The following is a 25842-nucleotide window of genomic DNA, read 5'->3' as shown; positions in this document are numbered from 1 at the left end:
TGAAAGTTCTGGCAAAATCGAACTGCCGGCGGTAGGCATGGGCTGCAACGGCTGGGAAGGGAAACGAATCAAAAGAGCCAGGAGGATCCAATGGAGGCGAAGAAGACGTTCAAGGTGTTTCATTTCAAAAGTGCAATCGCGTGGCAGACCGCCAGGCGTGGGACGATGACGAACAGCCGGCGCCCGCCGGTCGAGATCGGGAGCCCGCCGGAATTCAAGGGGACGGAGGACGTGTGGTGCCCGGAGGAGTTGCTGACCGGCGCGGTGAACAGTTGTCTGATGCTCACCTTCCTGAGTTTCGCGGAGCGGCGACAACTGGAAATATCAGCTTATGAGAGCAGTGCCGAAGCAACCGTGGAGAACGACGGCGGGAAATACCGCGTGACCCACATCCAAATACAGCCCACGGTGTCGCTCGGCCGGGAGAGTGACATTCCGTTTGCGCAAGAGATCTTCAAAGACGCGAAGGAAGCCTGCATCATTTCGAACTCGGTGAGCGCGGCGGTCGAGTTGCTTCCGCAGTTTGAAGTTGGCAAACAAGCGAACGCCCGAGGGAACCGCATGGGCTACGGGGGGACAGATCCCAAGCCGGACATGGCGCAAGTTCGCGACGAAGGATTCATGCGCCAGGCGATCCGGTTGGCCCGCGCCGCTCTCGAACGCGGCGACACGCCGGTCGGCTCGGTGGTGGTTCGCGAAGGGCGCATTGTCGCCGAGGGCATCGAGGGCGTGCGGAGCGAAAAGGATTTCACCGCACATGCAGAACTCAAAGCGGTGCAGGATGCCTGCCGCAATTTAGCGACTCGCGAACTCGAGGGCTGCGAGCTATATACCACCGCGGAGCCTTGCTTCATGTGTTCGTTCGTGATTCGTAGCGCCCATATTTCCAGGGTGATAATGGGAAAGGCCGTGCCGCACATTGGCGGCGTCAGCTCAAAGCATCCCATTCTCACTGACGCCGGCATTCCCAACTGGCCGCCGCCTCCGGTGGTGGTGAGAGGCGTGCTCGAAAAGGAATGTAGCGAGTTGTTTGTTCCTTAGGCAGCCGCCGATTTCTGCCCGTCATTGGCCGATGCCGCAGCACGATGACCAACAGCCCGTTCCACTATTTCGCCGACATCGTGAACTGCTTTCCCTTTTCCCCGACCTGAAAAATCAGAAGCTTTGCGGGCTTTGTGCTGCTCAGGTTGCGCAGAGCTCGATGGACATGCATCGGAGGCTCGTAAAAGTACTCGCCGGGCTTGTATCTCCGGGGAGGATCCGGGTCAACCTGGTTCTCGATCTCGCCTTCCAGCACATAGGCAAAAACCGGCCCCGTATGCTTGTGCGGCTGGGAGTTGCCGCCGGGAGCGACGGTGAGCGTCAGCACCGTCACCTCTGGATTGGGCATTTCAGCCAAAGGTTCCTGCATCAACGTGTGAATTCCGATGGCCCGCATGTTTTGCATGTGGCCCTGGGCGGCTTGTCGGGACCGTTGCGCTGCTGCCCGCAAGGGCGTGCCGGCGCTCTCAAGAAAGAATCCGGCCACCATGGCGGCGAGGCTGTTGTTCATTTCGCGTCGAGTTGTCATGTTGCAAGTCTCCTTTCGCAAGGTCGTCGCAATCCGCGCGGTACGGAGCGCGCTCAAACCGCAGCAGGCAGATCGCACCCGGACCGCGGCTTAAAGGTTAATGTGCAGGGCTCGATCTGTACAGAAGAGTTTTCGGATGAAACTCCGACCAGGCAAACCAGAATTCCGGCTCCAGAATCAGCGGCTTTAACCGCGTCCCCTTCATACGCCCGGTCAGGCATACGCCATAGGCGTTCCACGTCGAATGGGTTTCCAGGTCGATAAGTTTGTCGGCCTCGGAATCGGCGGCGCGGAAGCGCAGCCTTTCACCGCCCGCTTCGGCCACGAACGCTGTGGTCGTGTCCGAGGCGGGCTGATGCACAATCAATACCGGCCTGCCTCCTACCGTGTCATTTACCACTCGCGTGCGCTCGAGCGCGGACATCGGGTAGGCCTTCACCTCTCCGCCCGCCTCAAGTCCCACGATCGTGTCCTTCGGATGCAGCCGGCGATCGTGGTTAAAAGCGCCATTCGGCGCCGCGCCAGCCATGCCCATTATTCCCTGATCGATGATCCTGTTCCTGGCCGCCAGTTGATCCGCGTAACCAGGCAGTGGCTGCAACACCAGCGTCTCCGGATGCTGCCTGCGCCACTCCCTCCAGGTCGTCAACAGAAAGGGATAGAGCGCCAGATGCGCGCCCTTGAGCGGCCCGGAGATGGCTTCGCGGGTTGATTGCTGCCAGCGGCTGCCTGTCTCACGGTCTTTGAACACTTCATTGCCGCCGATCAGGCCGGCCGTATCGAACACGAGGGCCCTGCCTCGCGCGGCGGCCCTGAACACGAGGGCCGTGTTGCAATACGATCACCAGGTGACCGCGATGCTCCCGTCCGTCATCCGGTCCTGCACAACGCCGTGCTGCGCCAGGATCGCCGCCGGATACGCCTTGGCGGTTTTATCGTCAGTTACCCCAATCAGCAAATCATCAGGTGACATAAAAGAGGCCTGCGAGGCCGGGATGAATCGCGGATGGGCGATGGTGGTGTAGGGCAGGGGCGTTTGCTTCGCCAGCGTCGTGAACGGCCGCGGCGCAAAAGCCAGAGCTGCGGCTGTCGCGAGCAGTGCCGCCAGCCAACCCAGTTTGCCACCCTTTGCCCGAGACTGAATCTTGCCCGAAACGCGATCTTCCGCTCGCGCGCTTTCTCCGCCGATTCGTGCGTTTATCATTTGCGAATGCCCCAATGCCGCGGCTCCTTGAACTCGACGCACTCCCAGCGTCTCTTCGAGTTTACACCCAACCGCGAAGCGAAATTTCAGATTTGCGCAGTAGCCAGGGATGCTCCTCGGTGCATGCGGTCCACGGCTGGCGCACAGGACCTGATATATCGCAATGTGATATATTGTTCAAGCGCACTCGAGACAGAGAGGTGGAAGTATGAAACGATATGGGCAGGTCATCCGGCTGCAGCCCGGGGCGAAAGAGGAGTACGTCCGCTATCATGCCAAGGTGTGGCCGGAAGTGCTCCGGACAATTCGCGATTGCAACATCCGCAACTACTCGATTTTTCTGAAAGACGATACCCTGTACGCCTACTTCGAATACCTTGGCGATGATTACCGCGCCGACATGGCAAAGATGGCCGCCGATCCTAAAACGCAGGAGTGGTGGGCTATCATGGGGCCGATGCAGCAGCCGGTCGCAACCAGGGAAAAGGGTGAGTGGTGGGCCAATATGGAAGAGGTTTTCCACACCGACTAATGACCGCCAGCGGCTAAAGAGAAGCAGTGCATTTGTGCGATAGGCGACTTCGTTTTTCAACCCCCTGACATTAGTCCAAATGGCGATACGCCGAGCCGCGCGAGTCTAGCCGAGACGGTAAACACGGGCGGCGTTTTCGTAGAACAGCTTCTGTTGGTTCTCTTCCCCGGCGGGTTGGGTCAGCAGCTTGAGGGTTTCCACCCATTTTCGCAGCGAGGCAGCCAGCGTGCATACGGGCCAGTCGCTGCCAAACATCACTCGGTCCCACCCGAAACACTCAATCACATGCTCAACGTAAGGGCGCAAATCTTCGGGCGTCCACTTTTCAAGATTGGCGTTGGCCAGGATCCCGGAAACTTTGCAGACGACGTTGGAAAATTTTGACACTTCCAGAATTTGCTCACGCCAGGGATGGAACACCTGGTCCTTCACCTGAGGATTTCCGCAGTGGTCAAGGATAAAGGAAACTTTCGGGCACTTATCGATCAGTCGAATGGCAACAGGCAATTGGCGCGCCAGCACGCAGACGTCGAATGAGAGTCCGTAAGCATGCAGCAGCCGCACATTTTCGGCGAAGAGGCGTGAATCCCCGACTTCGTCAGGCTGCGTGTGCAGCACTCTTCGAACGCCCTTCAGTTTGGGGTGGCCGGCGATCTGGTCAAGATAATCTGCAAAGCCCGTTTTTTCCGGCCTTGCGCAGGCCACAACGCCCTCCAGCGGATTGTTCTGCTCAGCCAGCGCCAGGATGTGCCGCGTTTCACCTAGCATGTACGCTTCATCAACGTCGGCTTCCAGGTGCACGGTTTTCTCGATATTCAATCCTTCACTCGCTTCGAGATAATCCGCCATGCCAAAGCTTTTCCGCAGCGAAGGGAGATCGTCGATCCATGAATACGTAAATAAGTCCAGATCCCAAAGGTGCTGGTGGGTGTCGATGATCTTCATGGTTTCGTCCGATCCCTTTGGCTCAGATGCTCAACCGCACTTCCGGCCCCCGCGCCGGGTGCGATTTTACATCCAAACCTGCCCAGTTCAAACAGCTCCTGACCTCCGGGTTTAGCGCAGCCGTTGAGCTGCTGCGCTCGTGATTTTCCGAAAGGCTGTGGTTCGGCGGCAATAAGCTCTCGCTTCGCGGGGTCAGCAGACGCTACAATGCAGGCTTCGCGGCAGGCCGCCATCGGAGCCTATGGGCGGCGGTTGCGCCAGCGGTGTTGATGCTGGCGCGGCCGGGGACCGTTTGATAAGCACCATCCAGGAGAAAGCATACAGTTGACAGGACTCGGATACAGATTCCGCAGAACTGAGCGGCGCCTCCCGGCCTGTCGCGGCGCCTGGGCACTCGGTGGATTAGCGGCAGAATCGCCCCGGAAAGGCGGAAGTTTACGATGAACCGTTGCCGCTGGCTTCTTCTTGCCCTCGTGTTTGTCGCCATCATGATCAACTACGTCGATCGCGGCAACCTCAGCATTGCGGCCCCGGACATGATGAAGGACTTCCGGATCAACCCGGAAAGCATGGGCGTTCTGCTCTCAGCCTTTTTCTGGACCTATGCCGCGTTTCAGATCCCGTCCGGGATGCTGGTAGACCGTTTTGGCATCCGCTGGTCCTACACGCTCTCTTTTTTGTTCTGGTCGCTCGCCTCCGCTGCCATTGCCCTCAGCCGAGGGCCCGGCGACGTGATTGGCATGCGCATGGCGCTGGGCGTGGCCGAATCGGTTGCTCCGCTGGCCAGCGTTGCTTTCATCCGCAGCAGCTTTTCCGGCGAGGAACAGGGGATGCCGACCTCAATCTATATTGCCGGCCAGAACATCGGGCCTGCGCTGGGCGTGCTGGTCGGAACCATCCTGATCGACAGGTTCGGCTGGCGGATGATGTTTGCCATCACCGGACTGGGAGCGCTGGCGTGGGTGCCCTGCTGGCTGGCAGCCGCTCCGCGTGACGGCAGCCGCGCTGAGCGTCGGGCGGCAAGGGAAGCCGATGAGCCGTCCGGGCCCAGGCCCTGGACGTGGAACATGCTGCTGCGCAACGGCACCTTCTGGGCCATGGCGCTGGCCACGCTGCTGGCTTCTTACTACTGGTATTTTGTGCTGACCTGGGTGCCGAGTTACCTGGTGATCTCGCGAGGATTCTCAACGCTTGGAATGGGGCGCGTGCTTTCCACCGCGCTCCTGATCATGGCCCTGGTGAATATCGTGGCGGGCAAGTTGGCGGACAGACTGGCAGCCGTCATCAGCGTCTTTCGCGCCAGGTTGTGGTTTGTTGTGCTCGGGTATATCGGCACAGGGGCCATTCTGCTGTTGCTGGTGACAGGCCGCGAATGGTCGCTTCCTGTCCTGACGTTTTCGTTGTGCGCCACAGGCATTGGGAATTCCACCTACTGGGCGATTGTGCAGCACGCCTCACCGAAACATCTGGTGGGTCGGGCGGTCGGATTCCTGAACACAGTTTCGGTGCTGGGCGGCGTCCTGGCGCCTATTGTCACGGGATGGCTTCTTGGGCCGCAGAAACATTTTGGCCCGGCAATCCTGATCGCGGGTATCTGTCCCGTTCTGGCTGCTTTCTGTCTGCTCGCGGCAGGGTCCAAAGGGCTCGCGAGTGTTAAAACATTGCTGGCAGGCAAAGTTTATACGGAAGCGTAGCCGTGAGTGCCCGGTTGTAGGTGTGGCGCTCTGGAGAGCCGGTCTGAGGCAGGTAGCGGACTGCCGATTCGAAGAGAGTGGTTTTCAGCAGGAGATGCTGAATGGAGCATTTCGACGCCATCGTCGCCGGCATGGGAGGCATGGGCAGCGCCACGGCTTATCAGCTTGCGCGGCGCGGCCTCAAAGTGCTGGGACTCGAAAAGCACAATCTTCTGCACGACATGGGCTCCTCGCACGGCCTCACGCGCATTATTCGCCTGGCGTATTACGAACATCCCGCTTACGTTCCGCTGCTTTTTCGCGCTTACGAACTGTGGCGCCACCTTGAAAACATTACCGGCGAAAGGATCCTGTTTGTGACGGGCGGCATCGATGCCGGCCCTGAGAACGGCCGGATCGTTCAGGGATCGCTGGCGGCGTGCGAGGAGCATTCTCTTCGCCACGAAGTGCTGGACGCCGCCAATCTGCAGGAACGCTTTCCGGGCGTTCGCCTCTCAAAGGACATGGTCGGCGTCTATTCGCCTGACAGCGGATTCGTTCTCTCTGAGCGCGCCATCTCGCTCTACACGCACCTCGCGCTCGATCTAGGAGCGGAGGTCCATGGCCGCGAGCCCGTCGTGGGCTGGGAGGTTCGTCCGGATTTCGTCATCGTCCGCACGGAGACCGCGACTTATTCCGCCGGCCGGCTGATCGTGTCTGCGGGCGCCTGGGCGTCGAAACTGATGCCCTCCCTCAGCAAAGTTCTCCAGCCGGAAAGGCAGGTGCTGATCTGGACCCGCCCGCTCCGTCCGGAAATCTTCCAGCTCGGCGCATTCCCGATTTTCAATCTGCAAAGCCCTGAAGGCCATTTCTATGGGTTCCCTGTGCACGACTTTCCGGGATTCAAGATCGGGCGATATCATCACCGGAATGAAAGAGTGGACCCCGACTCGATGGACCGCGAGTGCCACCCGGAAGACGAAGCGGTGCTGCGCGAAGGCATTCTCCGCTACTTCCCGCAAGCGAACGGTCCCACGCTTGCCCTGAAGGTCTGCCTGTTTACCAACACGCCGGACGAGCATTTCATTTTGGACGCGCATCCGGAGTCCGACCGCGTGTTCATCGCCGCCGGATTCTCAGGCCACGGATTCAAGTTTTGCAGCGTGGTGGGTGAAATCATGGCCGAGCTTGCCACCAGCGGCGCAACCCGCCACAACCTCGACCTCTTCCGCCTCAACCGCGACTTCAAGCCGCAGCCGCCTCCGGCGTCATTCTGATCCCGTCGCGCAGGAGAGGAATCTGCTTCTTCCTGCCGCCCCTTGGCCGGGTAGCGCAGCCTTGTCCTTAAAGGCTGCGGCTTTTCGTTCGGCCGCGACTACTCGGCGACTGGCGTGTGGTTCGTCCTTCTCTGTGCTCTCTGCGCCATGAAGACCTTCAACACAGAGGACAGAGAGGCCCTCTGTGTCCTCCGTGTTAGAGCTTTTAACCAACAGAGGTCGCAGAGCCGTACCGGTTTTCATACTCCGACTACACCGTGCGAACCGCGCTGCTCCTCTCCTCCCGCTAAAAGCCGCTTGACATTGACCCACCGGAGGTATATGTAGGTATTCTAGGTATTATTGAAGAGCAGTGGTTAGTGGTAAGTGATGAGTACCGGACATGCGGCCGAAGTCGGAAGTTGAAAAATGGGAGTAGCAAGTCGCGGCAACCCTATTTCCTACTTCCCATTTCCGTTCTTGCTGACGGCCGACTGCTGAAAGCTGAAGGCTTAATCCATGCGCTGGTATCAACGGTTTTTCCGCAGAAAGCTCACCGAGAGCCATCTCGACGCCGAGCTTCGCTTCCATCTCGAGCAGAGGATTGCCGACCTCGTGGCCGCGGGCATGGTTCCGGAAGAAGCGCGCCGCCACGCCCGGGTCGAGTTCGGAGGCCTCGACCAGGTGAAAGAGGAATGCCGCGACGTAGGTGCCGCACGATTCATTGAAACTCTGATCCGGGACCTGCGCTACGGTCTGCGGCAGCTTCGCCGCAATCCCGGCTTCACGGCGGTCGCGGTTATCACCCTTGCGCTCGGCATCGGCGCGAACACAGCGATTTTCAGCGTGGTGAATGCCGTGCTCTTGCGCCCGCTACCGTACAAAAATGCTGATCGCCTTGTGACCGTTTGGAGCTACAACAAATCGCGAGGCTTCGACACCGATCAGGTTTCGCCTCCCGATTTCGTCGATTGGCACTCCGAAAATCACGTCTTCCAGAGCATGGCGGCGTCCACCGAAGCCGAGTACACGCTGACTGGTGAGGGAGATCCCGCGCTCATTATCGCGTACGCATTTTCTCCGGAGTATTTTCACGTGCTTGGCGTGCAACCGCTCTTGGGGCGAACTTTCCTGCCGGCGGAAGACCAGCCCGGCAAGGACCACGTGACCGTCCTGAGTTATTCCTTTTGGCAGAGTCGCTTCGGCGGCGACCGAAATCTGATAGGCAAGTCAATTACATTAAACGGCGAGCCTTACACGGTTGTTGGAATTATGCCGCCAGACTTCCAGTATCCCACGTTCACAGAATTGTGGACCCCATTGACGGTGCCGCCTGAGGCTGCCAACGACCGCGGGTACCGTTATCTTCGGGTGATGGCCCGGTTGAAGCCCGGCGTTACGATCCAGCAGGCTCAGACGGAAATGAACACCATCGCCGGCCGCCTGGCCCTTGAGTACCCAAAGACCAACAAAGACCAAGACGCCACAAACCTGATCAGCCTGCGCCAGATGATCAGCGGCGACATTCGTCCCGCTCTGCTGGTACTTTTGTGCGCAGTTGGAGTGGTCCTGCTAATCGCCTGCGTGAACGTTGCCAATTTGCTTCTTGCAAAAACGGCGGGCCGCCAGAAAGAAATCTCAGTCCGTGTGGCCCTTGGAGTCGGCCGCTCACGGCTGGTCAGGCAATTTCTTGCGGAGAGCGTTCTGTTGGGGCTCTGCGGTGGGACGTTGGGCGTGCCTCTGGCTCTGTGGGGCGGGCAAGCATCGGTGGCAATGTTTCCCCCCAATATTTTCAACATCAACATTCCACACCTTGAAAGGATTCCGATTGACGGCCGGGTGCTGGGATTCTCTTTGGGCGTTTCGTTGCTCGTGGGCCTGGTCTTTGGACTGATTCCCGCGCTGCAGGGGGGCGGCGCGAACATTAACGAGGCGCTCAAGGAGTCCGGCCGCTCCATGGCGGGTAGCGCCCAACGCTTGCGCTTTCGCAACGGCTTGGTGATTTCGGAAATTGCACTTTCGCTAGGATTGCTCGTGGCCGCCGGGCTCGCTCTCAAAAGCCTTGTCGACCTGCTTAGGGGGAATCTGGGCTTCAACCCAGATCATGTCCTGACCATGCGTGTTCTTCTGCCAAACTACAAGTACAAGACGGACGCTCAACAGATCGCGTTTAGCGATCAAGCCTTAGAGGGCATCAGATCGCTTCCCGGCGTGAGGGCGGCGGGGTCGGTTACCTTTCTTCCGCTGAGTGGATGGGAAGGCAGGCGTTCCGTTTCATTGAAGGGGCAGCCAACTCCAGAGGATCAGCGACCCGTGGCCCAGTGGAGTTCGGTAACACCAGGCTATTTCCGCGCTATGGAAATTCCGCTGGTCAGAGGCCGCTTCTTTACAAACCAGGACAGCCAGGCTGCGCCTCCCGTGGCCGTCATCAGCCAAAGTTTGGCACGCCGCCTATCGCCAAACGCCGATCCAGTCGGCAATCGAATTATCGTCCAGGGCCTCAAGAAGTCCACCGAAATTGTGGGGGTGGTTGGCGATGTGCACCAGCGGGGCATCACATCCGGGGAAACCTCGGCAATCTATCTGCCATTTTCTCAAAGTCCAGTCCGGATTATTTGTTTTGCTATCCGCACAGTTTCCAACCCGCTTGATTTGGCAAAAGCCGCCGAAAGCAAGATCTGGACGGTGGATAAGGATCAATCGATTGGTTACGTGATGCCAATGCGAGAACTCGCCTCGGAGACACTCGCGCCTCAGCGGGTCGTCGCGCTGCTCCTGGCCGGCTTCGCGTGTATGGCCTTGCTCCTTGCCGCGGTCGGCATGTATGGGGTGATTTCCTATTCGGTCACTCAACGCACGCACGAAATTGGCATCCGCATGGCGCTGGGAGCGAAGAAGAATGATGTTCTTCGGATGATCATCGGGCAAGGGCTCAGACTGGCGCTGATCGGCGTGGCGATTGGTGTTGCCGGGGCGCTGGCGGTGACGCGCTTCCTATCGAGCCTGCTCTATGGCGTCAAGCCCACCGACCCGCTCACCTTCGTTGCGGTCTCGGTGATCCTGATCGCCGTGGCGCTCGTGGCCTGTTATATCCCTGCCCGCCGCGCCACAAAAGTCGACCCGATGGTGGCGCTGCGGCACGAGTAGCGGCGCGTTTACCGCGCCACATCTGGAATTGGCGGCGTAAAGCCGCTACGGACGCGGACGGCCGAAGTGGACCCGATGGTGGCCTTGCGGCACGAATAGCGGTTACTGTTCTCGCCTGGACTCGCCCGCATTCCACAACAGAAGAAACTCAACCACATTTGCGACGGCCATTGCGCCATTCGCCAAAGCCATGGATCGGGTACTTGGCAATGGGAGTAGCCACCTGCGCTGGGCGAGCTGTCATTCTGAGGCCGATTTTCGGCCGAAGAATCTGCGTTTCGAACCGCGGCGCGCGCGTCCCGCCGCCATAGTCGGCGGTGTATGTCATCTCTCATGACATGTGATATATTATGGGATGTCAATGTTGCGGCGCGTGGTAGTGGACACCTCCGTGATTGTTGCAGCACTCCGCACCCGGCGCGGCGCCGCCAACCAGGTGTTGCGCCTGCTGGCACGCCGGGAGTTGGTTCTCCTCGCCACGCCCCCGCTGTTTCTGGAATATGAGGACGCCCTGAAGCGCCCTGAACAGCGGCTGGCTCACGGGCTAGCGATCGAAGCCATCGACGATTTCCTGGCCGAACTGGCAGCGCTGATCGAGCCCGTTGAAACGCATTTTCGGTGGCGCCCGCAGGTGCGGGATCCGAGCGACGAGATGGTGCTCGAAACGGCGATCAACGGCTGGGCGGACGCTTTGGTGACTTACAACCTCAAACATTTCGCTCTGGCTGGCGACCGGTTCAAGGTTCCTATCCTTTGTCCGGCGGATCTGCTAAGAAAGGTAAGGCGATGAGCAAGGCAACGTATCCCTTAAAACTTCCGCTTTCAGTGAAGCGAGCGGCCGAGCGGCTGGCCAAAGAGGACGGCGTGTCTCTCAATCAGTGGATCGCCGTGGCCGTGGCCGAAAAGGTTGGAGTGATCGAAACGGCCGCCGAGTTCTTCAAGCGGCGGGCGGGATCGGCAACCGGCCGCGGATTGATGCGCTTCCTGCGCCAGGCGCCGGATGTTGAACCGGAAGTCGAGGATCAAAAAGGCCGTTAGGCTGGCCTAAGAAGCGTATGATCTGTCTGGGCCGCAGAGTGGAAGGGATTGGCCGGTGAACCTCCGCCAGTCAGTGAACCAGCTACCGCACCCGCGGTCTTGTCGCTCTCGCCGTTTATAATTCTCCGAGGAGAATGCAATGCAAAATCATTCGTTGGATGGCCGGGTGGCCGTGGTCACGGGCGCGAGCAGAGGATTGGGGAAGCAGATGGCGATGGCGCTGGCGGAAGCCGGAGCGACGGTTGCCCTGGTGGCCAGAAGCGGAGAGTTGCTGGAGAAAGTTAAGGCAGAGATTGAAGGCCGGGGCGGCAAAGCCCATGCGTTTGTCGCGGACCTCCGCGAAGAAGCAGAAGTCACCAGAATGGCCGGGCAGGTGAGTGACGCGGCCGGCGCCCCCGACATCCTGATCAACAATGCCGGCATCAACCTGCGCAAGCCGTTGCACGAGTTCTCGCTTGACGAGTGGCATCGCGTGATGCAGACAAACCTGGACAGTGCTTTCCTCTGCAGCCGCGTGTTTGTGCCGGGGATGATGAAAAAGAAATTCGGGCGCGTCGTCAACATCGCGTCCACCATGGCGCACGTCGCTCTCGCACACCGCACGGCCTATTGCACAAGCAAATTCGGGCTGCTGGGGATGACGAAGGCGCTGGCGCTTGAACTGGCGCCTTATGGCGTCACTGCCAACGCCATCAGTCCCGGCCCTTTTGCAACGGAGATGAATACCGTTCTGATGCAGGACCCCGCGCGTAATGCGGAGTTTACCTCGAAGATTCCAGTGGGCCGATGGGGCAAGGTGGAGGAGATCGGGCCGCTGGCGGTTTTCCTCTGCTCTGATGCTGCGGGCTTTATCACCGGCACCGACATTCTGATTGACGGTGGCTGGACGGCACAGTGATTCGGGAGGGCAAGTGTTCTAGTTCGCCCGCGACGATCGCCGCGGACCTTTTGTGCATCGTAAACAATGTGATAGTTTTTATGTTCAGGCTTTTTGGGAACATAAAGAGTGTTTCCGGTGTCTGTGTTTACGGGCAGCGGAAGATTTTCGCGCGGGAAACACGCTCTCGCCGTGTTTTGCCCGTGACAGGTGGTGACAGCGATGCTCTTTGATTCGGAAGCTCCCAAACCCAAGACCGGAATTCGCAAGTATTGGCCCCTGGTGGTGATTATTATTGTGGTTGCGGGAGTTATCGGATTCTTTGCATTCCACAACCTGCCGGAGAAGCGCGCGGTGGCGAATTTCCTGACGCAGCTCCAGAACGGGAATTACAAAGAAGCCTATAGTTTGTGGCAGCCGGCGCCCGACTACACCTATGATGAATTTCTGCACGACTGGGGACCCCAGGGTGACTACGGAAAGGTCCGCGAGTTTAAGATCGTCGGGGCCGAATCAAAAGGGAACGCGGTCGCTATTGTGATCGTCACCATCAACAATCGAACTCCGGCGCTGGCCTTGCTCGTCGATCGGAAGTCAAAAGGGCTTGCCTACTCTCCTTATTAGCTGCCGCCCGTTCCGTAACCTCCGTCGTTGATGGCCATCAAGAGCTCCTTCGGCCTGATTTCTGCCGTTCCAAACTTCAGGACCACGCGCCCGGCTGCGATGTTGGCAAGCCTGGCGGCGTCCGTCATGCGTGCTCCCGAACTGAAAGCCAGAGCAAGGACCGCGAGCACAGTGTCACCCGCGCCGGTGACGTCGTAGACGGGCCGGGCCTCGCTTCTGATGTCGTGGACTGCGCCGCCTTTTTCGAAGAGTGTCATGCCCTCAGCTCCGCGAGTGATCAAGAGATAGGCACAGTCAAGCTCAGCCAACAGGCGGCGGCCGCCCGCTTCCAGGCTGGCGTGGTCGCGCATGGATTGGCCCGCCATCAGCTCTGCTTCGTGCAAGTTCGGCGTGACGGCTGTGGCGTGGCGGCAAATTTCAGGGTGGTCGGGCTTCGGATCGACAAACACTGGGATTCGCTGCTGGCGTGCAACAGACAAAACCTGACTGCACAACTCCGTGTCAACCGAACCTTTTCGATAGTCAGAAATGATCAGCGCATTCAATTTGGGCGCCCATCGGGTGAAACTGCGGTCCATTCGCGCGGAAGTTCTGGGCGAGATGGGAGCGGGCTTTTCAAAGTCAAGCCTTAGCAACTGATGCTGATGAGCAACAATCCGGACCTTGCGCGGGGTGATGCGGCCGGGCTCCCGAACCAGGGTCCCGGACGCCACGCCCCGGGCCTTCAGTTCCTTGCAAAGCCGGTCGCCGCTTTCATCCATTCCAATGGCTCCGAAAGGGATGGAGCGACCACCCAGGGCCCGAATATTGATGGCCACATTGCCCGCACCACCGGGGAAACGTTGCGGCTCGGAATGGCCGTTCATCAGCACAACGGGAACCGGCGCTTCCGGCGAAATACGTGTGGCCTCTCCGCGAAGGAGTTCGTCCAGCAGGAAGTCGCCGAGCACGCCGACCGTCTGGCTGCTGAATTTGCGAACGATCTTCGTCAATGGATTTTGAATCGATTTCATAAGTCCTGGCGCCGCAGGCATGCACACTTCCTGGCCAGAGCGCGGCGAACGCGTCCCACAATCATCCGCGCCTCCTGGCCGTTCAATGATGGCGCAAGTTGACGCAGCTAAAACGCTATTCTACCTTAAACGGAGGGACCCGCAGGTTCGCAATCCTGCCGCGGAGAAGAAGTGGTTAACTTAACTTCAGACCGGAAAACCTCTCCTGCCGATGTGCGTCCTCTTGGCCGGCCGCGGATCCTGATTGTCCGTGCCGGAGCCATCGGTGACACGCTGATGGCCACGCCGCTGGTCCGCGCCGTGCGAAAAACTTTTCCGGAATGCCACCTGGCTTTTCTCTGTTCTGCCTCGGCGCTTGACGTGATTCGTTACAATCCTCACATCGACCAAACGATTCCGATTGCGCACCGCCATCTCCCGGCATGGCTCAGTCGAGAGAAGTCGAGGATTCATAGCTCCCTTCGAAAACTCGACCTCGACTGGGCGCTGGTGCTTGAAGGCCACCCCAGCTTTGTCGATATGGCAAGGCGGGGAGGGTCCCGTCGGATTATCGCCTACAGCGGCGATGACCACGTACAGGGATTTGAGCCGGCCCACTTCGATCCTCGGAAGCATTCGATTGAAAATCACCTCGATCTGGCCCGCCCGCTTCGTCTCCGGCAGGATGGTCTTCATATGGAACTGAACAACCAGCCGGAGACGATCAAAAATGTTGCCTGGCGGCTCGAAAAAGCCGGCGTGGGAGGCGGCGATCACCGCCTGGTCGGCATCCATGCCGGCTGGGGAGGACGGACTCGAACTCCAGACCAGACGCGGTTAAGAAGCTGGCCTCCCGACAGGTTTGCTGAAGTGGTCCGCTGGCTGGTAAACCAGCGAGGCACGCACGTTGTTTTAACAGGCTCGGCGGCCGATCGTCCGCTCACTCGCTATATCGCCCGTCAGGCAGGCGTCCCGTGCCTGGACCTTGCCGGCGAACTTTCGCTCCTGGAGCTTGCTGCGCTGATCGGCCGTTTGGACGTCTATCTCACGGTTGACTCAGGGCCTGCGCATATGGCGGCGGCGCTGGGCGCTTCGCTGGTCACGCTGTGGGGACCCGGAATTGTCGAGCAGACAGCCCCCCTCTCACCGGGTCATCCGCCGCATATTCTTTATCACCGCGTTCACTGCGCGCCGTGCTACGGAACCCCGGCCATGAAGACTTGCAAAGACAATATTTGCATGAAGGAGATCGGGGTTGAAGAAGTAAAGGAGGCGCTGGGAGAGTTTCTGGGCCGGCCGCACTTCTGCTGAAACCCCGCGTTATTCCGGATCGATCCTGGCCTCGTCCACCAGCATCACAGGAATGTCGTCCTGGATGGGGTAGACGCGCTTACACTGGCCGCACTTCAACCCTTGGCCGTCCGGAGTAAGTGTGACGGGTGTCTTGCAAAGAGGGCAGACCAAAATATCCAGTAATTCCTGGCTTACAGCCATTGTATGACTCCAAACCAAAGATATTTCTTGAATTTACCAGACAGTCCAGGGGAATTCAAGCCGAGCAACCCAATGCCGGTGTGTGACGAACATGCATCTTTCTCACCTCTGGCTGATGTCTATGCCTATCCACCGGCTTTGGGGGCTGGAGGAGAGGTCTGTTTCCCACACCGCCATGATCGCGGACCCCTGGTAAACTGCCTCATAGCCTGTCTCGCACTGAGAAATTGTTCGAATCGGAACAATCCACCAGCGGCATTCGGGCCGGGCTTTGAGGACGAGTCTGACCCCCTGCCATTCGTCCACGAGCTTCAGCTCTGGGACCTGGATTTCGCCCGAAAACTCGAGCGGATGCCGTGCCTCCACAGCCATAAAGTAGCGATCCGGCGCGTTTGGCGCGAGAAAGTTGAACACCATCTCCACACCAAGCGAAGCGGGCGCCGAGTGAGACTGGTCGCTTGAAATCAGCGAGCGGCACTCGAGGTGGAAACCGGCATCTGTGCTCGTTGCCAACAGGACTTTGCGAGTTTCAATCACCATGCTTGCTCCGTCACACTCGTAGCGCGACTGGCGGAATAGCTCCACAGGGTTTGCGGAAGGGTCGGTTGCCAACTGCCAGGCGCCAGCGGCCAGACCGTTTTCTTCCTGCAATTCGAGTTGCTCAAAATCCTTCCACCGTTTCCATCGTGGAAATAGATAGGTGCGAAAACAGTGCCGCATGTAACGGTCGTAACGCAGAAGTTGTGTGAGGTCTGCCTTTTTTTCCAGGCTTTCGGGATGTTCCTCGACTCTCGATCGGATGCGGCTGTGATAGACCTCCGGCCGGCGCATCAGCGAATTGATGAGCTCCGTCGCAGCGGGCTTGAATCGCAGGCTCGAAACCGTTCCGCCATCAGACGGTTTCAAAATCATTCCAGCCCTGGAATGGGAGAATACGATTTCCTCTTCGCCATCGACATCGAAATCGGTTTGCGACACGCGAATGCCATTCGCAGTTGATTTGCCGTCCAACTGGTCGAGCAGCGCTTCCGACCGGATCAGATTCTGCAGGACTGCGCTGCGCAGATGTGGAGAATAAAGGCCGCCGAACAGACCGTGCCAATAGGCGTCATTGCATTGCGCGGCGAGCAGGTGGGTCCGTGCCTGGTGGAGCAGGCCGTGACGCTCGCTCCCCGAGGGGACCTGGACTTCGGCGCTATGAAGCCGCTGGCTGACTTCCAACATCAGTTTATGAATCTGATTCGATTCAGGGTACTTGCTCAGAAATCCCTGCCATGTGCCGCCCATCAAAAACTTGCGGAAACGTTCACCCGAGGGCATGTGCTCAGTTTCCTCCAGGCATCGCAGAAACTCCTCGCATGCGCGCGGCGGCAGCGCCCATTCCATCATTTCGGGGTAGGAAGCGGCGGGCAGATAAACTCTGCCAAGCGGGTCGTGGGTTGCCATGAATCTCGAAAGTGTGGTCGTCTCCAGCCAGTCGCCGGCATTCTCGATGGCCTGGAAAAAATGTTCCAGCCAGCCTTTCGTGTAGCAGAGGTCGTGGGTGCCGGGCCAGATCCCGAACTTTTCGGCATCGTCGCCGGCTGCAAACAAGGCGTTGGGCCGGCCGATTCCCTGGCGGAGCAGATCGATTGTCTCGACCACATCCCGGAAAGGAACGGTGTAGCGCAGCCTTTCCAAGCTGGGGACAAGCTGGAGCCGAACACCAAGTTCCTCAGTGAGATACGTCCCGTGCAGGCCGGTGGCTTCAACGCCCGCAGCGATAAAGTGAGTGTCGTCCAGCATGACGTAGCGGATTCCGGCCTCAGCCAGCGGGCGCACCAGGTCCTGCCGCCAAACGCGCTCGGTGAGCCAAGCACCCTGGGGCCGCGCGCCAAAGCGTTCCTCGATGTAGTCGCTGAGCCTTGCGATCTGCAGGGCCTTATCGGCATCGGGTATGGCACATAATACAGGTTCAAAAAATCCGCCGCCCATCAGTTCTGCTTGCCCGCCCGCTGCCAGATCTTTGAGCATTCCGAAAAATTCGGGATGGTGCTTTTCAATCCATTCCAGCAGGCACCCGGAAAAGTGAAGACCCACCCGGATGCGCGGATGGCGAAGTAACGTCAGCACAAAGGGACGGTAAGCCTTCTGGTAGGCTTCTTCGAAAACGTGATCGAAGTTGCCGACAGGTTGGTGCGCGTGAACAATCAGGGCCAATGAGATATGGTTCAACACGCAACCCCTTCAGACTGCACAACCGCCCCTTGCGGCAACGTTCGCCTAGACTGATACAGCTAGGATAAAATGAAACGCCGTTAATTGTCACGACCGGGAAGTTTGGCCTCGTCCCGTGCCGCACATCGCGCGTAACCGAAAGGACAACATTGGAATTTCGAACGTTACTTGCCTGCTGCCAGCGTGATCTGCCCAATACAATGAAGCTTTTGCGTGAAGCGGTGGAAATCGAATCTCCCACATATTCAAAGCCTGATATCGATCGCGTAGCGCGCTTTTTTGCGCGCGAGTTCCGCCGCCTTCGTGGGAAGGTTTCGCTGCTTGAGAACTCAACCACCGGTGCGGCAGTGATTGCGGAATTCTGGGGTAAACCCCGTGCTGCCGGGTCCCGTCGCCATGGGGGAAAGCGCGCGACCACGGGCGCACAAAAACCCATTCTTCTAATCGGCCATCACGACACCGTATGGTCCAAAGGGACGCTGGCACGAATGCCGTTCCGGATTCGGGGAGGCCGCGCCTACGGCCCTGGTATTCTCGATATGAAATCGGGCATTGTGCAGGCGATTGCGGCTGTCCGGGTGCTCCAGACGTTGGCTATCGAACCGGCAAGCCCGGTGCGGTGTTTCCTGAACCCGGAAGAAGAGACTGGGAGCGAAGCATTTCGGCGTGAGATCGAGCGCGAGTCGCGGCGCTCGCGCGCCGTGCTGGTACTGGAGCCGGCTGCGGCAGGCGGTGCGCTGAAGACGGCCCGGAAGGGCGTGGGCGAATTTCGCCTTACCGTTCAAGGGAGATCGGCGCACGCTGGCATTGACCCTGCCTCTGGGATCAACGCCATTAACGAGCTGGCCCGGCAGATTCTCAAGATTGAGAAACTGGCGCAGCCGCGGCGCGGCCTCACCTTGAACGTCGGCGTCGTCGAGGGCGGAACGCGGCCGAACGTTGTCCCTGAACTGGCTCGCGCAACCGTGGACGTTCGCATTCCGAGGGCTCAAGATCGAGCCCGGATCGAAAATAAAATCTTTGCACTGAAGGCGGTCCATCCGGGCGCCCAGTTGAAAGTGGAGGGTGGGATCAACAGGCCGCCGATGGAGCGAGCGATGACGGAGGGTCTTTTTAGAATGGCGAAAACACTGGCTGGACAGCTCGGATTTGAAGTTGAGGGCGCGATGACCGGAGGGGGTTCGGATGGAAATTTGTCCGCCGCGCTTGGCATCCCCACTCTGGACGGGCTGGGAGGAGTGGGGGACGGCGCGCACGCGGTTCATGAGCACGTGATCATCCGAGGGCTACCGCGTCGCGCCGCGCTGCTGGCGGCATTGCTGGCGACAATCTAGGCCGTCACACGCTGCCGAAGCTATCCAGGGGGCCAGTGGAACACGCGCCCACCCAGCAAGTGCACGTGCAGATGGTCAACGGTTTGTCCGGCCCACGGCCCATTGTTGATGACCGTGCGGTAGCCTCTCGCTTCAAGCTGCCTTTCCCGAGCCAGTTGGGCAGCTACGATGAAAAGACGTCCGATCATGGGGCTATCGGTGCTGTCCGCTTCCTTCAGCGAAGGCAGGTGCTTTCGAGGTATCACCAACAGATGTACTGGCGCCTGCGGGCGGATGTCTTCAATGGCGAATACCTGGTCGTCCTCATATACAATCCTGGCCGGCTGCTGTCGTTCGACGATTTTGCAAAAGATACAATTGTCCATCTTCATCTGCCGATGAATGCCCCCTTCGGTTCAGTTGATCCTTACCACGTAGGTTTCCGTCGCAAATTTTTCCCGGACCAGTTCGCTGGCCAGTGCTTGTGCTTGCTCGCTGGTGTTTTCCTGCCCCACAAGAACCAGATTGAAAACACTGCTGCCGTGGCTTTCCTTCCTGATGATGACTGGATGGAATTTCTTCTCGACGCGGCGTTTCAGTCGTTCCGCATTGCTGCGATCGATAAACGCGCCGATCTGGACTGAATAAACGCCGCCGGGAGGATCGGGCCCGGCGTTCAGTATCTCCAGCCTCACAACGGCCGTTCCGGGCATGTGCATGGCCATCGCAGCCGCATAGGAAAGGTCGATAATACGCCCCTCAACAAATGGGCCGCGATCATTGATCCGCACCACCACGCTGTCGCCGTTCTCCAGGTCGTGTACCCTTACCAGGGTGCCGAAAGGCAGCGTGCGGTGAGCGGCGGTCATCGCATGCATGTTAAAAATTTCTCCACTTGCCGTGGATCGACCGTCGAAGGGGTGGCCGTACCAGGAAGCAATCCCTTCCTCGCCCTGAATGACAGGGGCCGGGGGTTGCTTCTGGCCCGTTGAGGGTGGGCGCCCGCTGGAGGGCGGAGAAGGTGCGGGCGCTGGCGATGGGGGCGTAACCACCGCCGGCCGATGATGGCAAGCGGTCCAGAAAAACGCCAGGCCCGCCAGAAACAGAAGGCGGGCGAATTTACTGAGCGTTCTGGAGCGGATTTTGGGATTTAGCGTCTTGACCACGATTTCTGGTTTCGCCCGTTTTTTTGTCAAGACTTCCGCGTTCTATTCTTCCGTGCTTCCTTCCGATTTCCCGGCCAGACCGGGGCAAAATTCAGCCCGCCATCGACCGTCGGACTATTTTACCGCAGCTTCGATGGCTCTGCGATGGCCGGCCCTGAGAATGGGGCGGAGCTTCGGACCCGGACTGCCGGTGAAAATGGCCTATCAAGCTGGCGTTGGGGGGGACTATAATAACCGTTTATCCCCTAACGTCCATAACTTCTGGTGCTTATGCAACTTCCTCGAGATATTTGGTTCAAAATCCAAAGAATAAAAAGCTGGTGGGAATCAGCCTTCGGAACCGCTGAACAGAAGTACGACACTTCTCATCGCATGTGCCCGGAATGCCGAGCCTTGAATCCCCGTGGTACCAAGGTTTGTCCGCATTGCGGCGCCAAAATCGGCCCTCAGCGCGCTCGGGGCCCGACAGGCGCTTCGGGCCGGATTATGGGCGTTATCCCCATGCCCACCAGCGCCACGTCCATGCTGGCTGCAGCGATTGTACTGATGTTCGTGGTCGAATGGCTTCTCACGCAAAAGGCCGGTGGCGCAGGCCAAGGCGGAGGTTTGTTCGGAGGCATCCAGGGTATGGCAATGATCCGGCTGGGCGCCAAGTACGGGCCTTTGATTTACGCCGGCGAGTGGTGGCGGCTGGTGACTGCCATGTTCCTGCACGCGGGACTGTTACACATCGGGATGAATCTCTGGTGCCTGTTTGATCTGGGGCCGGAAGTGGAAGGGCTGTTCGGGATGTCAAAGTATATCGTGCTCTATCTCGTGACGGGGGTCCTGGGATATGTCGTCAGCCTTTTTTGGAGCCCTATGGGCCTTTCGATCGGGGCCTCGGGCGCCATCATGGGCCTGATCGGCATTCTGATCGGGGCCACATTCCACCACGGCAGGCTGGGCAAGGAGTACCGCAGTATGTTGTGGCGATGGGTGATTTACATTGCCATCTTCGGGTTGTTCTTTCCGGTGGACAACGCCGCTCACTTTGGCGGGCTCATCGCTGGCCTGATTCTCGGATATCTCATTCCCGAAGGGGTTCCGGAAACGAGACCCGTTGAAAACTTGTGGAATGCACTGGCCGTCATTTCCGTCGTCATCATTGCGGGTTCCTTCGCCCTCATGGCCCTTCAGATTAACAGCCCTCTTTTTCAATGATTTGCTGGCAGACAGGCACAGTTCACGCTTCCGGGCCCATAGCCGTGGCAGGAGTTATGCTGTTCCTGTTCAGGTTTGCTTATTGGCCGGAGGTTTCGAGCGAGCCGTAACGGGTGGCGTTCGGCTGGTTCGCCCTTTCGAAATCGGCAATCCGGTCACCAAAGCGAAGCGTCAGGCCGATTTCGTCCCAGCCCTTCAGCAGGCATTCACGCCGAAAGGGGTCAACCTCAAAGGAGAGTTTCAGTCCGCCTCCTGGAACAGGTGTCTCTTCGGTGATCGTCTGGCTCTCCAGATCCACCGTCAGTTGGTATCCCGGATTCTGCTCAGTGCGCCGGAAGAGTTCATCCACCTGGGCGGTCGGGAGAGTAATGGGAAGGATGCCGTTCTTGAAACAGTTGATGTAGAAAATGTCGGCATAGCTGGGTGCAATGATCGCACGAAAGCCGTAATCGAGCACGGCCCACGGAGCATGCTCGCGGCTGGAGCCGCAGCCGAAGTTGGTCCCCGCCAGCAGGATGGAAGCTCCCTGGTAGCGGGGTTGGTTCAGGACAAAGTCAGGGTTTGGTTTTTCGCCCTCAATGTAGCGCCAGTCGTTGAACAGAAAGCGCCCAAATCCTTCCCGTGTGATGGCCTTCAGAAACTGCTTGGGAATAATTTGGTCCGTGTCCACGTTCACGCGATCAAGCGGGGCTACAATCCCGGTCAACCTTGTAAAGGGGGTCATCGCAACTCCATAGTCAATTATGAAGGCTGAAGTATGAAAAAGCCCCTGGTTTCATGGCCAGGTTGCCGACGTTGTTGTTCATAATTCAGAATTCATAATCCGCTTCTCCTCATTCGTCACTTGTAATTCGTAATTTCTAACTGCGCGCTTCAGCGATCGAGTCCAGGGGCTACTCAACGTGCCCAACGCCCCAGTTTCGGATGTCCACAAAATGGCCCTCGACAGCCGCGGCGGCTGCCATCATCGGGCTCACCAGGTGCGTGCGTCCACCCTTGCCCTGGCGGCCTTCAAAGTTGCGATTGGACGTGCTGGCGCAGCGCTCGCCGCTTGGCAAAACATCCGGGTTCATCGCCAGACACATGCTGCACCCGGCGTCCCGCCACTCGAACCCCGCGGCGCGGAAAATCCTGTCAAGGCCTTCGGCTTCCGCCTGCGCCTTGACACGGCGGGAACCCGGCACGGCCAGCGCTCCCTTGATGCTTGCGGCGATTTTCTTACCGTCGAGGACTCGCGCGGCGAGGCGGAGATCTTCAATTCGCGCGTTGGTGCACGACCCGATGAAAACACGGTCGATTGTGATTTCGGCGATACGGGTCCCCGGCTTCAACGCCATGTATTCAAGCGCCCGCTCCGCGGATTGCCGAGACACCGAATCGCTGAAAGAACTGGGATCCGGCACGCTGCCCGTCACGTCGGTCACCATGCCAGGGTTCGTTCCCCAAGTCACCTGCGGAGCGATTCCCGCCGCGTCGAGTTCGACAACTTTGTCATAGGCTGCCCCGGGATCGGATGTAAAGCTCTTCCAGCGATCCACGGCGGACTGGAAATCCCTGCCGCGCGGAACGTAAGGCCGTCCTTCCAGATATGCGAAGGTCGTCTGGTCGGGTGCAACCATGCCGGCGCGCGCCCCACCTTCGATCGACATATTGCACACGGTCATCCGGCCTTCCATGGAAAGCTCCCGAACGGCTTCGCCTGCATACTCGATGACGTGGCCCGTTCCGCCGGCGGTCCCGATCTTTCCAATGACGGCAAGGATAATGTCTTTGGCCGTCACGCCTTGCGGCCGCCGGCCGTTCACACGCACCAGCATAGGCCGGGACTTGAATTGCGAGAGACACTGGGTGGCCAGCACGTGTTCTACTTCGCTGGTTCCGATGCCGAACGCCAACGCCCCGAATGCGCCGTGAGTGGACGTATGGCTGTCGCCGCAGACAATCGTCTGGCCAGGATTCGTGATGCCAAGTTCAGGGCCGACAATGTGCACGATTCCCTGGTTGCGGTCTTGCATGTCAAACAGCAGGATATTGTTTTCCTTGCAATTGCGCTCCAGCGCCGCAAACTGCGCCACGGCAGCCTGGTCCATTATTGGAAGGCTGCGATCGGTAGTCGGAACCGAATGGTCCATGGTGGCAAAGGTCAGGTCTGGCCGGCGGACCTTCCGTCCGTGGGCCCGCAGCCCCGCAAACGCCTGCGCTGAGGTCACTTCATGGACCAGGTGGCGGTCAATATAAATCAGCGACGGCTGTCCGGGCGCTTCCCGCACCACGTGGGCGTTCCAGATCTTTTCGTACATTGTCTCGGACGGCATAAGGTCAACTCTAAACCTGGCCTGAAAGGGCTCGGAAACCGTAGGCCGGATGAACCAGGGTTTTAGCCTGATTGCAGACTGTCAGGCACGTCGGCCGCAGATACCGACCAGTCGGTAGGTAATGTAGCACGTCTCGCATATACCTGTCAAATTCTTGCTTCTTCCTATTGCCAGCCCCGCCCTCGGAATGGGGTACTTGACGAGCCTTCCGGCGCCACAATAGCACGAATCTGTATTCCGTTATGTCGAATTCCTGCCCTCCGGAATGATAACCACCAGCAGCACGACGCCCGTCACCGTGAACATGCGAAGGGCTGCCTCCTGCCCGTTCCACGCGTTGGATTGCCACATCAGGAACCATTCCCCGCCGACGCTGAGAAAGGCAACCAGCCACAGCAGCAAGCCAAGCGTCAGACCCGCCACTGCAGCCCTGGCGGCTTTGTGGAAGGCGTCGATAGGTCCCCGAAACTCTCGTAGCATCCGCGCGCTTCCCGCCCAGCACAGGACCATGATGATCGCTTCCCAGATGATGATTCCATCATAGAACGCTTTCTGCATCCAGGGGCTTTGAATCGCACGCCACATTCCATGATTGCCGGGGAAGGTCGTATCCATCAGCATCACGTGATGAACAAACTGATGGTTGGTTCCGTAATCGGTGCAGTTGTTGAGGACGATTAATGTGTAATAGAACGCAACGGCAGCAACGAGCAGCACTCTGGAAATGCGCAACGTCATCGTTTCTCCAGTGAAAGGCAGGCCTGAGATGGGAGTCCTGTCGGGCATGAAATGGTTTCACAAAATCCCAGTCGCATGTGCACCCGAGGTGCCATGATTTGCTCGCATTATACACTGCCACCGCAGGCGCCACGCGCGGTTTGATATTCTGGCCAAGCAGTGTGTCTGGGCGTAGAATCGAGGCGTATGCCTCGGAATTACTCTCAGAACCTCTTTGCGACCAGCCGCCAGAAGACTCGTCCCTCGCGGCGGATGTTTCTGAAGGCTACGCTGGGGACCGGCAGCGCGCTTGCGAGTTTTTCGATGGGCAGGGCAGCACAGACCGGGAACGGCCGGCCGCGATGGCTGGCGCATTCCGTCGCAAGCCTTCCCAGCGGCTACCAGGTTGCCGTGGCGGACGTCGATGGCGATGGACGGCCCGACATCCTGGCTCTCAGTTCCGAAAAGAACATCGTCGCCTGGCACCAGAATCCGTCGTGGCGGGAGCGCTCCGTGACCACTTCCACGGAGAAGAACATCAGCCTGGCGCCGCTGTTTCGCCAGGGTTATCCCGCCGAGGGTCTGGCGCTCGCAAGCGGCTTTGACCTTGATCATGCCGAGGCGGGCGGAGACATCTGGTGGGCGAGTCCGAGATCAACGGTCGACGAGGAGTGGAATCTCACGCTGATCGGGCGGATTCCGGGGTTGCACCGCCTGCACTGGGCTGACCTTAACGGCGACGGGCGGCAGGAGTTGGTGGCGGTTCCTATCGTGGGCGCCGGATCGCGGCCGCCTGATTATTCCGTTCCGGCGCAGATCACCTGGTTCGAGATGCCGGAGGCGATGTTGACGGGTCACGCTGTGGCGGCCCGGCAGCAATCAAGCCAATGGACCTCGTATCTGATCGACGATTCGCTCAATATCGTGCACGGCGTTCACGTGATGGACTGGAACGGCGACGGCCGCGACGAAGTTCTGACGGCCAGCACTCAAGGTGTGAGCCTGTTCGAATCTGCGGGTAAAGGCGCGGACCTCAAGTGGAAGCGGACGCTGCTGACGGAAGGCGAGCAGGCTGAGCGTTACCACGGCGCCAGCGAAATCGGCGTGGGTAAAGTTTACGCGCGCCGATTCCTCGCGACCATCGAGCCTTGGCATGGAGACAAAGTAGTGGTGTACCCGCAAGGGAAGGGCGGATTTTCCGAGCGACACGTGATCGACTCGAGCTTCAACGACGGGCACGCCCTGGTTTGCGCCGATCTTGATGGCGACGGCAACGACGAAATCATTGCCGGATTTCGCGGCCCTGGAACTTCGCTCTTTATCTACCACGCCGCCGATGAAAGCGGCGCAGCATGGGAGCGGGAAACGCTCGACACAGAGATGGCTGCCTCCTGCCTGGCGATTGCAGACATCAATGGCGATGGCCGGCCGGACATCGTTGCCGTCGGCTCATCCACCGCCAACGTCAAGTGGTATGAAAACCTGGCTTCATAAATCTGGCCAGTAGATTTTTCACTCCAGCAAGCATGCCCCAACCAGGAATATTTTCTACCGGACAC

24 protein-coding genes are annotated in these 25842 nt (G+C 59.0%); 13 read left to right on the top strand and 11 right to left on the bottom strand.

Features of this window, described 5'->3' with window-relative positions:
- Window positions 1-90 precede the first annotated feature (90 nt).
- The gene (locus tag VFQ24_00905) at window positions 91-1041 is read left to right on the top strand and encodes a deaminase (protein HET9176900.1); all 951 of its coding nucleotides are present in this window, start codon (window positions 91-93) and stop codon (window positions 1039-1041) included.
- A gap of 64 nt (window positions 1042-1105) precedes the next feature.
- On the opposite strand, the gene VFQ24_00900 is transcribed toward VFQ24_00905, so the two are convergent.
- Together VFQ24_00900 and VFQ24_00895 are read right to left on the bottom strand one after the other, a co-directional pair.
- Window positions 1106-1570, bottom strand: a complete 465-nt coding sequence (locus VFQ24_00900; protein HET9176899.1) for a cupin domain-containing protein — start codon at window positions 1568-1570, stop codon at window positions 1106-1108.
- 97 nt (window positions 1571-1667) lie between these two features.
- A complete protein-coding gene (locus VFQ24_00895; protein ID HET9176898.1) occupies window positions 1668-2774 on the bottom strand; it encodes a DUF3179 domain-containing (seleno)protein in 1107 nt (368 codons plus the stop codon).
- Between the two features lie 208 nt (window positions 2775-2982).
- On the opposite strand from VFQ24_00895, the gene VFQ24_00890 reads away from it, so the two are divergent.
- The gene (locus tag VFQ24_00890; protein HET9176897.1) at window positions 2983-3306 is read left to right on the top strand and encodes an L-rhamnose mutarotase; all 324 of its coding nucleotides are present in this window, start codon (window positions 2983-2985) and stop codon (window positions 3304-3306) included.
- Window positions 3307-3411: 105 nt separating this feature from the next.
- Here VFQ24_00890 and VFQ24_00885 read toward each other — a convergent pair whose 3' ends face one another.
- On the bottom strand, window positions 3412-4251 hold the full coding sequence (locus VFQ24_00885) for an amidohydrolase (GenBank protein HET9176896.1): 840 nt from the start codon (window positions 4249-4251) through the stop codon (window positions 3412-3414).
- A gap of 440 nt (window positions 4252-4691) precedes the next feature.
- Between VFQ24_00885 and VFQ24_00880 the strand changes: the two genes are divergently transcribed.
- The 7 genes from VFQ24_00880 (at window position 4692) to VFQ24_00850 (ending at window position 12866) form a co-directional block, all read left to right on the top strand.
- Complete coding sequence (locus VFQ24_00880) at window positions 4692-5945, top strand: MFS transporter (protein HET9176895.1); 1254 nt, start codon at window positions 4692-4694, stop codon at window positions 5943-5945.
- Window positions 5946-6046: 101 nt separating this feature from the next.
- Window positions 6047-7201, top strand: a complete 1155-nt coding sequence (gene solA, locus VFQ24_00875) for an N-methyl-L-tryptophan oxidase (protein HET9176894.1) — start codon at window positions 6047-6049, stop codon at window positions 7199-7201.
- 498 nt (window positions 7202-7699) lie between these two features.
- Window positions 7700-10327: an ABC transporter permease gene (locus tag VFQ24_00870; GenBank protein HET9176893.1), complete on the top strand. Its 2628-nt coding sequence runs from the start codon at window positions 7700-7702 to the stop codon at window positions 10325-10327.
- A gap of 361 nt (window positions 10328-10688) precedes the next feature.
- Window positions 10689-11117, top strand: coding sequence for a putative toxin-antitoxin system toxin component, PIN family (locus VFQ24_00865; GenBank protein HET9176892.1), 429 nt, complete (start codon window positions 10689-10691; stop codon window positions 11115-11117).
- On the top strand, window positions 11114-11365 hold the full coding sequence (locus tag VFQ24_00860; protein ID HET9176891.1) for a pilus assembly protein HicB: 252 nt from the start codon (window positions 11114-11116) through the stop codon (window positions 11363-11365). Before VFQ24_00865 ends, VFQ24_00860 begins: the two co-directional genes overlap by 4 nt.
- 139 nt (window positions 11366-11504) lie before the next feature.
- Complete coding sequence (locus VFQ24_00855; GenBank protein HET9176890.1) at window positions 11505-12263, top strand: SDR family NAD(P)-dependent oxidoreductase; 759 nt, start codon at window positions 11505-11507, stop codon at window positions 12261-12263.
- Between the two features lie 201 nt (window positions 12264-12464).
- Window positions 12465-12866 (top strand): hypothetical protein, encoded by a 402-nt coding sequence (locus VFQ24_00850; protein ID HET9176889.1) that lies wholly within the window; start codon window positions 12465-12467, stop codon window positions 12864-12866.
- Here VFQ24_00850 and VFQ24_00845 read toward each other — a convergent pair.
- Complete coding sequence (locus VFQ24_00845; protein HET9176888.1) at window positions 12863-13879, bottom strand: PfkB family carbohydrate kinase; 1017 nt, start codon at window positions 13877-13879, stop codon at window positions 12863-12865. The genes VFQ24_00850 and VFQ24_00845 overlap by 4 nt on opposite strands.
- 171 nt (window positions 13880-14050) lie before the next feature.
- Between VFQ24_00845 and VFQ24_00840 the strand changes: the two genes are divergently transcribed.
- A complete protein-coding gene (locus VFQ24_00840) occupies window positions 14051-15169 on the top strand; it encodes a glycosyltransferase family 9 protein (GenBank protein HET9176887.1) in 1119 nt (372 codons plus the stop codon).
- A 9-nt stretch (window positions 15170-15178) separates the two neighbouring features.
- On the opposite strand, the gene VFQ24_00835 is transcribed toward VFQ24_00840, so the two are convergent.
- Together VFQ24_00835 and VFQ24_00830 are read right to left on the bottom strand one after the other, a co-directional pair.
- Entirely contained in the window at window positions 15179-15352 is a 174-nt protein-coding gene (locus VFQ24_00835; GenBank protein HET9176886.1) for a Trm112 family protein, read from the bottom strand.
- Window positions 15353-15454: 102 nt separating this feature from the next.
- A complete protein-coding gene (locus tag VFQ24_00830) occupies window positions 15455-17569 on the bottom strand; it encodes an alpha-amylase/4-alpha-glucanotransferase domain-containing protein (GenBank protein ID HET9176885.1) in 2115 nt (704 codons plus the stop codon).
- Window positions 17570-17718: 149 nt separating this feature from the next.
- On the opposite strand from VFQ24_00830, the gene VFQ24_00825 reads away from it, so the two are divergent.
- Window positions 17719-18903, top strand: coding sequence for a M20 family metallopeptidase (locus VFQ24_00825; protein ID HET9176884.1), 1185 nt, complete (start codon window positions 17719-17721; stop codon window positions 18901-18903).
- Window positions 18904-18923: 20 nt separating this feature from the next.
- On the opposite strand, the gene VFQ24_00820 is transcribed toward VFQ24_00825, so the two are convergent.
- Together VFQ24_00820 and VFQ24_00815 are read right to left on the bottom strand one after the other, a co-directional pair.
- The gene (locus tag VFQ24_00820; GenBank protein HET9176883.1) at window positions 18924-19268 is read right to left on the bottom strand and encodes a histidine triad nucleotide-binding protein; all 345 of its coding nucleotides are present in this window, start codon (window positions 19266-19268) and stop codon (window positions 18924-18926) included.
- Between the two features lie 30 nt (window positions 19269-19298).
- The gene (locus tag VFQ24_00815; protein HET9176882.1) at window positions 19299-20078 is read right to left on the bottom strand and encodes a septal ring lytic transglycosylase RlpA family protein; all 780 of its coding nucleotides are present in this window, start codon (window positions 20076-20078) and stop codon (window positions 19299-19301) included.
- Between the two features lie 471 nt (window positions 20079-20549).
- Here VFQ24_00815 and VFQ24_00810 point away from each other — a divergent pair, with 471 nt between their 5' ends.
- Entirely contained in the window at window positions 20550-21251 is a 702-nt protein-coding gene (locus tag VFQ24_00810; protein ID HET9176881.1) for a rhomboid family intramembrane serine protease, read from the top strand.
- A 79-nt stretch (window positions 21252-21330) separates the two neighbouring features.
- Here VFQ24_00810 and leuD read toward each other — a convergent pair whose 3' ends face one another.
- From leuD to VFQ24_00795, 3 genes are all read right to left on the bottom strand, one after another.
- Window positions 21331-21975 (bottom strand): 3-isopropylmalate dehydratase small subunit, encoded by a 645-nt coding sequence (gene leuD / locus VFQ24_00805; protein HET9176880.1) that lies wholly within the window; start codon window positions 21973-21975, stop codon window positions 21331-21333.
- A gap of 169 nt (window positions 21976-22144) precedes the next feature.
- Window positions 22145-23566, bottom strand: coding sequence for a 3-isopropylmalate dehydratase large subunit (gene leuC / locus VFQ24_00800; protein ID HET9176879.1), 1422 nt, complete (start codon window positions 23564-23566; stop codon window positions 22145-22147).
- A gap of 240 nt (window positions 23567-23806) precedes the next feature.
- Entirely contained in the window at window positions 23807-24304 is a 498-nt protein-coding gene (locus VFQ24_00795) for a DUF2165 domain-containing protein (GenBank protein HET9176878.1), read from the bottom strand.
- A gap of 186 nt (window positions 24305-24490) precedes the next feature.
- On the opposite strand from VFQ24_00795, the gene VFQ24_00790 reads away from it, so the two are divergent.
- A complete protein-coding gene (locus VFQ24_00790) occupies window positions 24491-25777 on the top strand; it encodes a VCBS repeat-containing protein (GenBank protein HET9176877.1) in 1287 nt (428 codons plus the stop codon).
- The last annotated feature ends 65 nt before the right edge of the window (window positions 25778-25842 follow it).

The organism is Terriglobia bacterium, from assembly GCA_035712365.1.
Lineage (GTDB): Bacteria > Acidobacteriota > Terriglobia > UBA7540 > UBA7540 > SCRD01.
This window is presented reverse-complemented; position numbering and strand designations above follow the sequence as displayed.

Bases quoted from the DNA above. Each gene is read 5' to 3' on its own strand.
- VFQ24_00905 (HET9176900.1), top strand. From the start codon at position 91: ATGGAGGCGAAGAAGACGTTCAAGGTGTTTCATTTCAAAAGTGCAATC.
- VFQ24_00900 (HET9176899.1), bottom strand. From the start codon at position 1,570: ATGACAACTCGACGCGAAATGAACAACAGCCTCGCCGCCATGGTGGCC.
- VFQ24_00890 (HET9176897.1), top strand. From the start codon at position 2,983: ATGAAACGATATGGGCAGGTCATCCGGCTGCAGCCCGGGGCGAAAGAG.
- VFQ24_00885 (HET9176896.1), bottom strand. From the start codon at position 4,251: ATGAAGATCATCGACACCCACCAGCACCTTTGGGATCTGGACTTATTT.
- VFQ24_00880 (HET9176895.1), top strand. From the start codon at position 4,692: ATGAACCGTTGCCGCTGGCTTCTTCTTGCCCTCGTGTTTGTCGCCATC.
- solA (HET9176894.1), top strand. From the start codon at position 6,047: ATGGAGCATTTCGACGCCATCGTCGCCGGCATGGGAGGCATGGGCAGC.
- VFQ24_00870 (HET9176893.1), top strand. From the start codon at position 7,700: ATGCGCTGGTATCAACGGTTTTTCCGCAGAAAGCTCACCGAGAGCCAT.
- VFQ24_00865 (HET9176892.1), top strand. From the start codon at position 10,689: ATGTTGCGGCGCGTGGTAGTGGACACCTCCGTGATTGTTGCAGCACTC.
- VFQ24_00860 (HET9176891.1), top strand. From the start codon at position 11,114: ATGAGCAAGGCAACGTATCCCTTAAAACTTCCGCTTTCAGTGAAGCGA.
- VFQ24_00855 (HET9176890.1), top strand. From the start codon at position 11,505: ATGCAAAATCATTCGTTGGATGGCCGGGTGGCCGTGGTCACGGGCGCG.
- VFQ24_00850 (HET9176889.1), top strand. From the start codon at position 12,465: ATGCTCTTTGATTCGGAAGCTCCCAAACCCAAGACCGGAATTCGCAAG.
- VFQ24_00845 (HET9176888.1), bottom strand. From the start codon at position 13,879: ATGAAATCGATTCAAAATCCATTGACGAAGATCGTTCGCAAATTCAGC.
- VFQ24_00835 (HET9176886.1), bottom strand. From the start codon at position 15,352: ATGGCTGTAAGCCAGGAATTACTGGATATTTTGGTCTGCCCTCTTTGC.
- VFQ24_00820 (HET9176883.1), bottom strand. From the start codon at position 19,268: ATGGACAATTGTATCTTTTGCAAAATCGTCGAACGACAGCAGCCGGCC.
- VFQ24_00810 (HET9176881.1), top strand. From the start codon at position 20,550: ATGCCCACCAGCGCCACGTCCATGCTGGCTGCAGCGATTGTACTGATG.
- leuD (HET9176880.1), bottom strand. From the start codon at position 21,975: ATGACCCCCTTTACAAGGTTGACCGGGATTGTAGCCCCGCTTGATCGC.
- leuC (HET9176879.1), bottom strand. From the start codon at position 23,566: ATGCCGTCCGAGACAATGTACGAAAAGATCTGGAACGCCCACGTGGTG.
- VFQ24_00795 (HET9176878.1), bottom strand. From the start codon at position 24,304: ATGACGTTGCGCATTTCCAGAGTGCTGCTCGTTGCTGCCGTTGCGTTC.
- VFQ24_00790 (HET9176877.1), top strand. From the start codon at position 24,491: ATGCCTCGGAATTACTCTCAGAACCTCTTTGCGACCAGCCGCCAGAAG.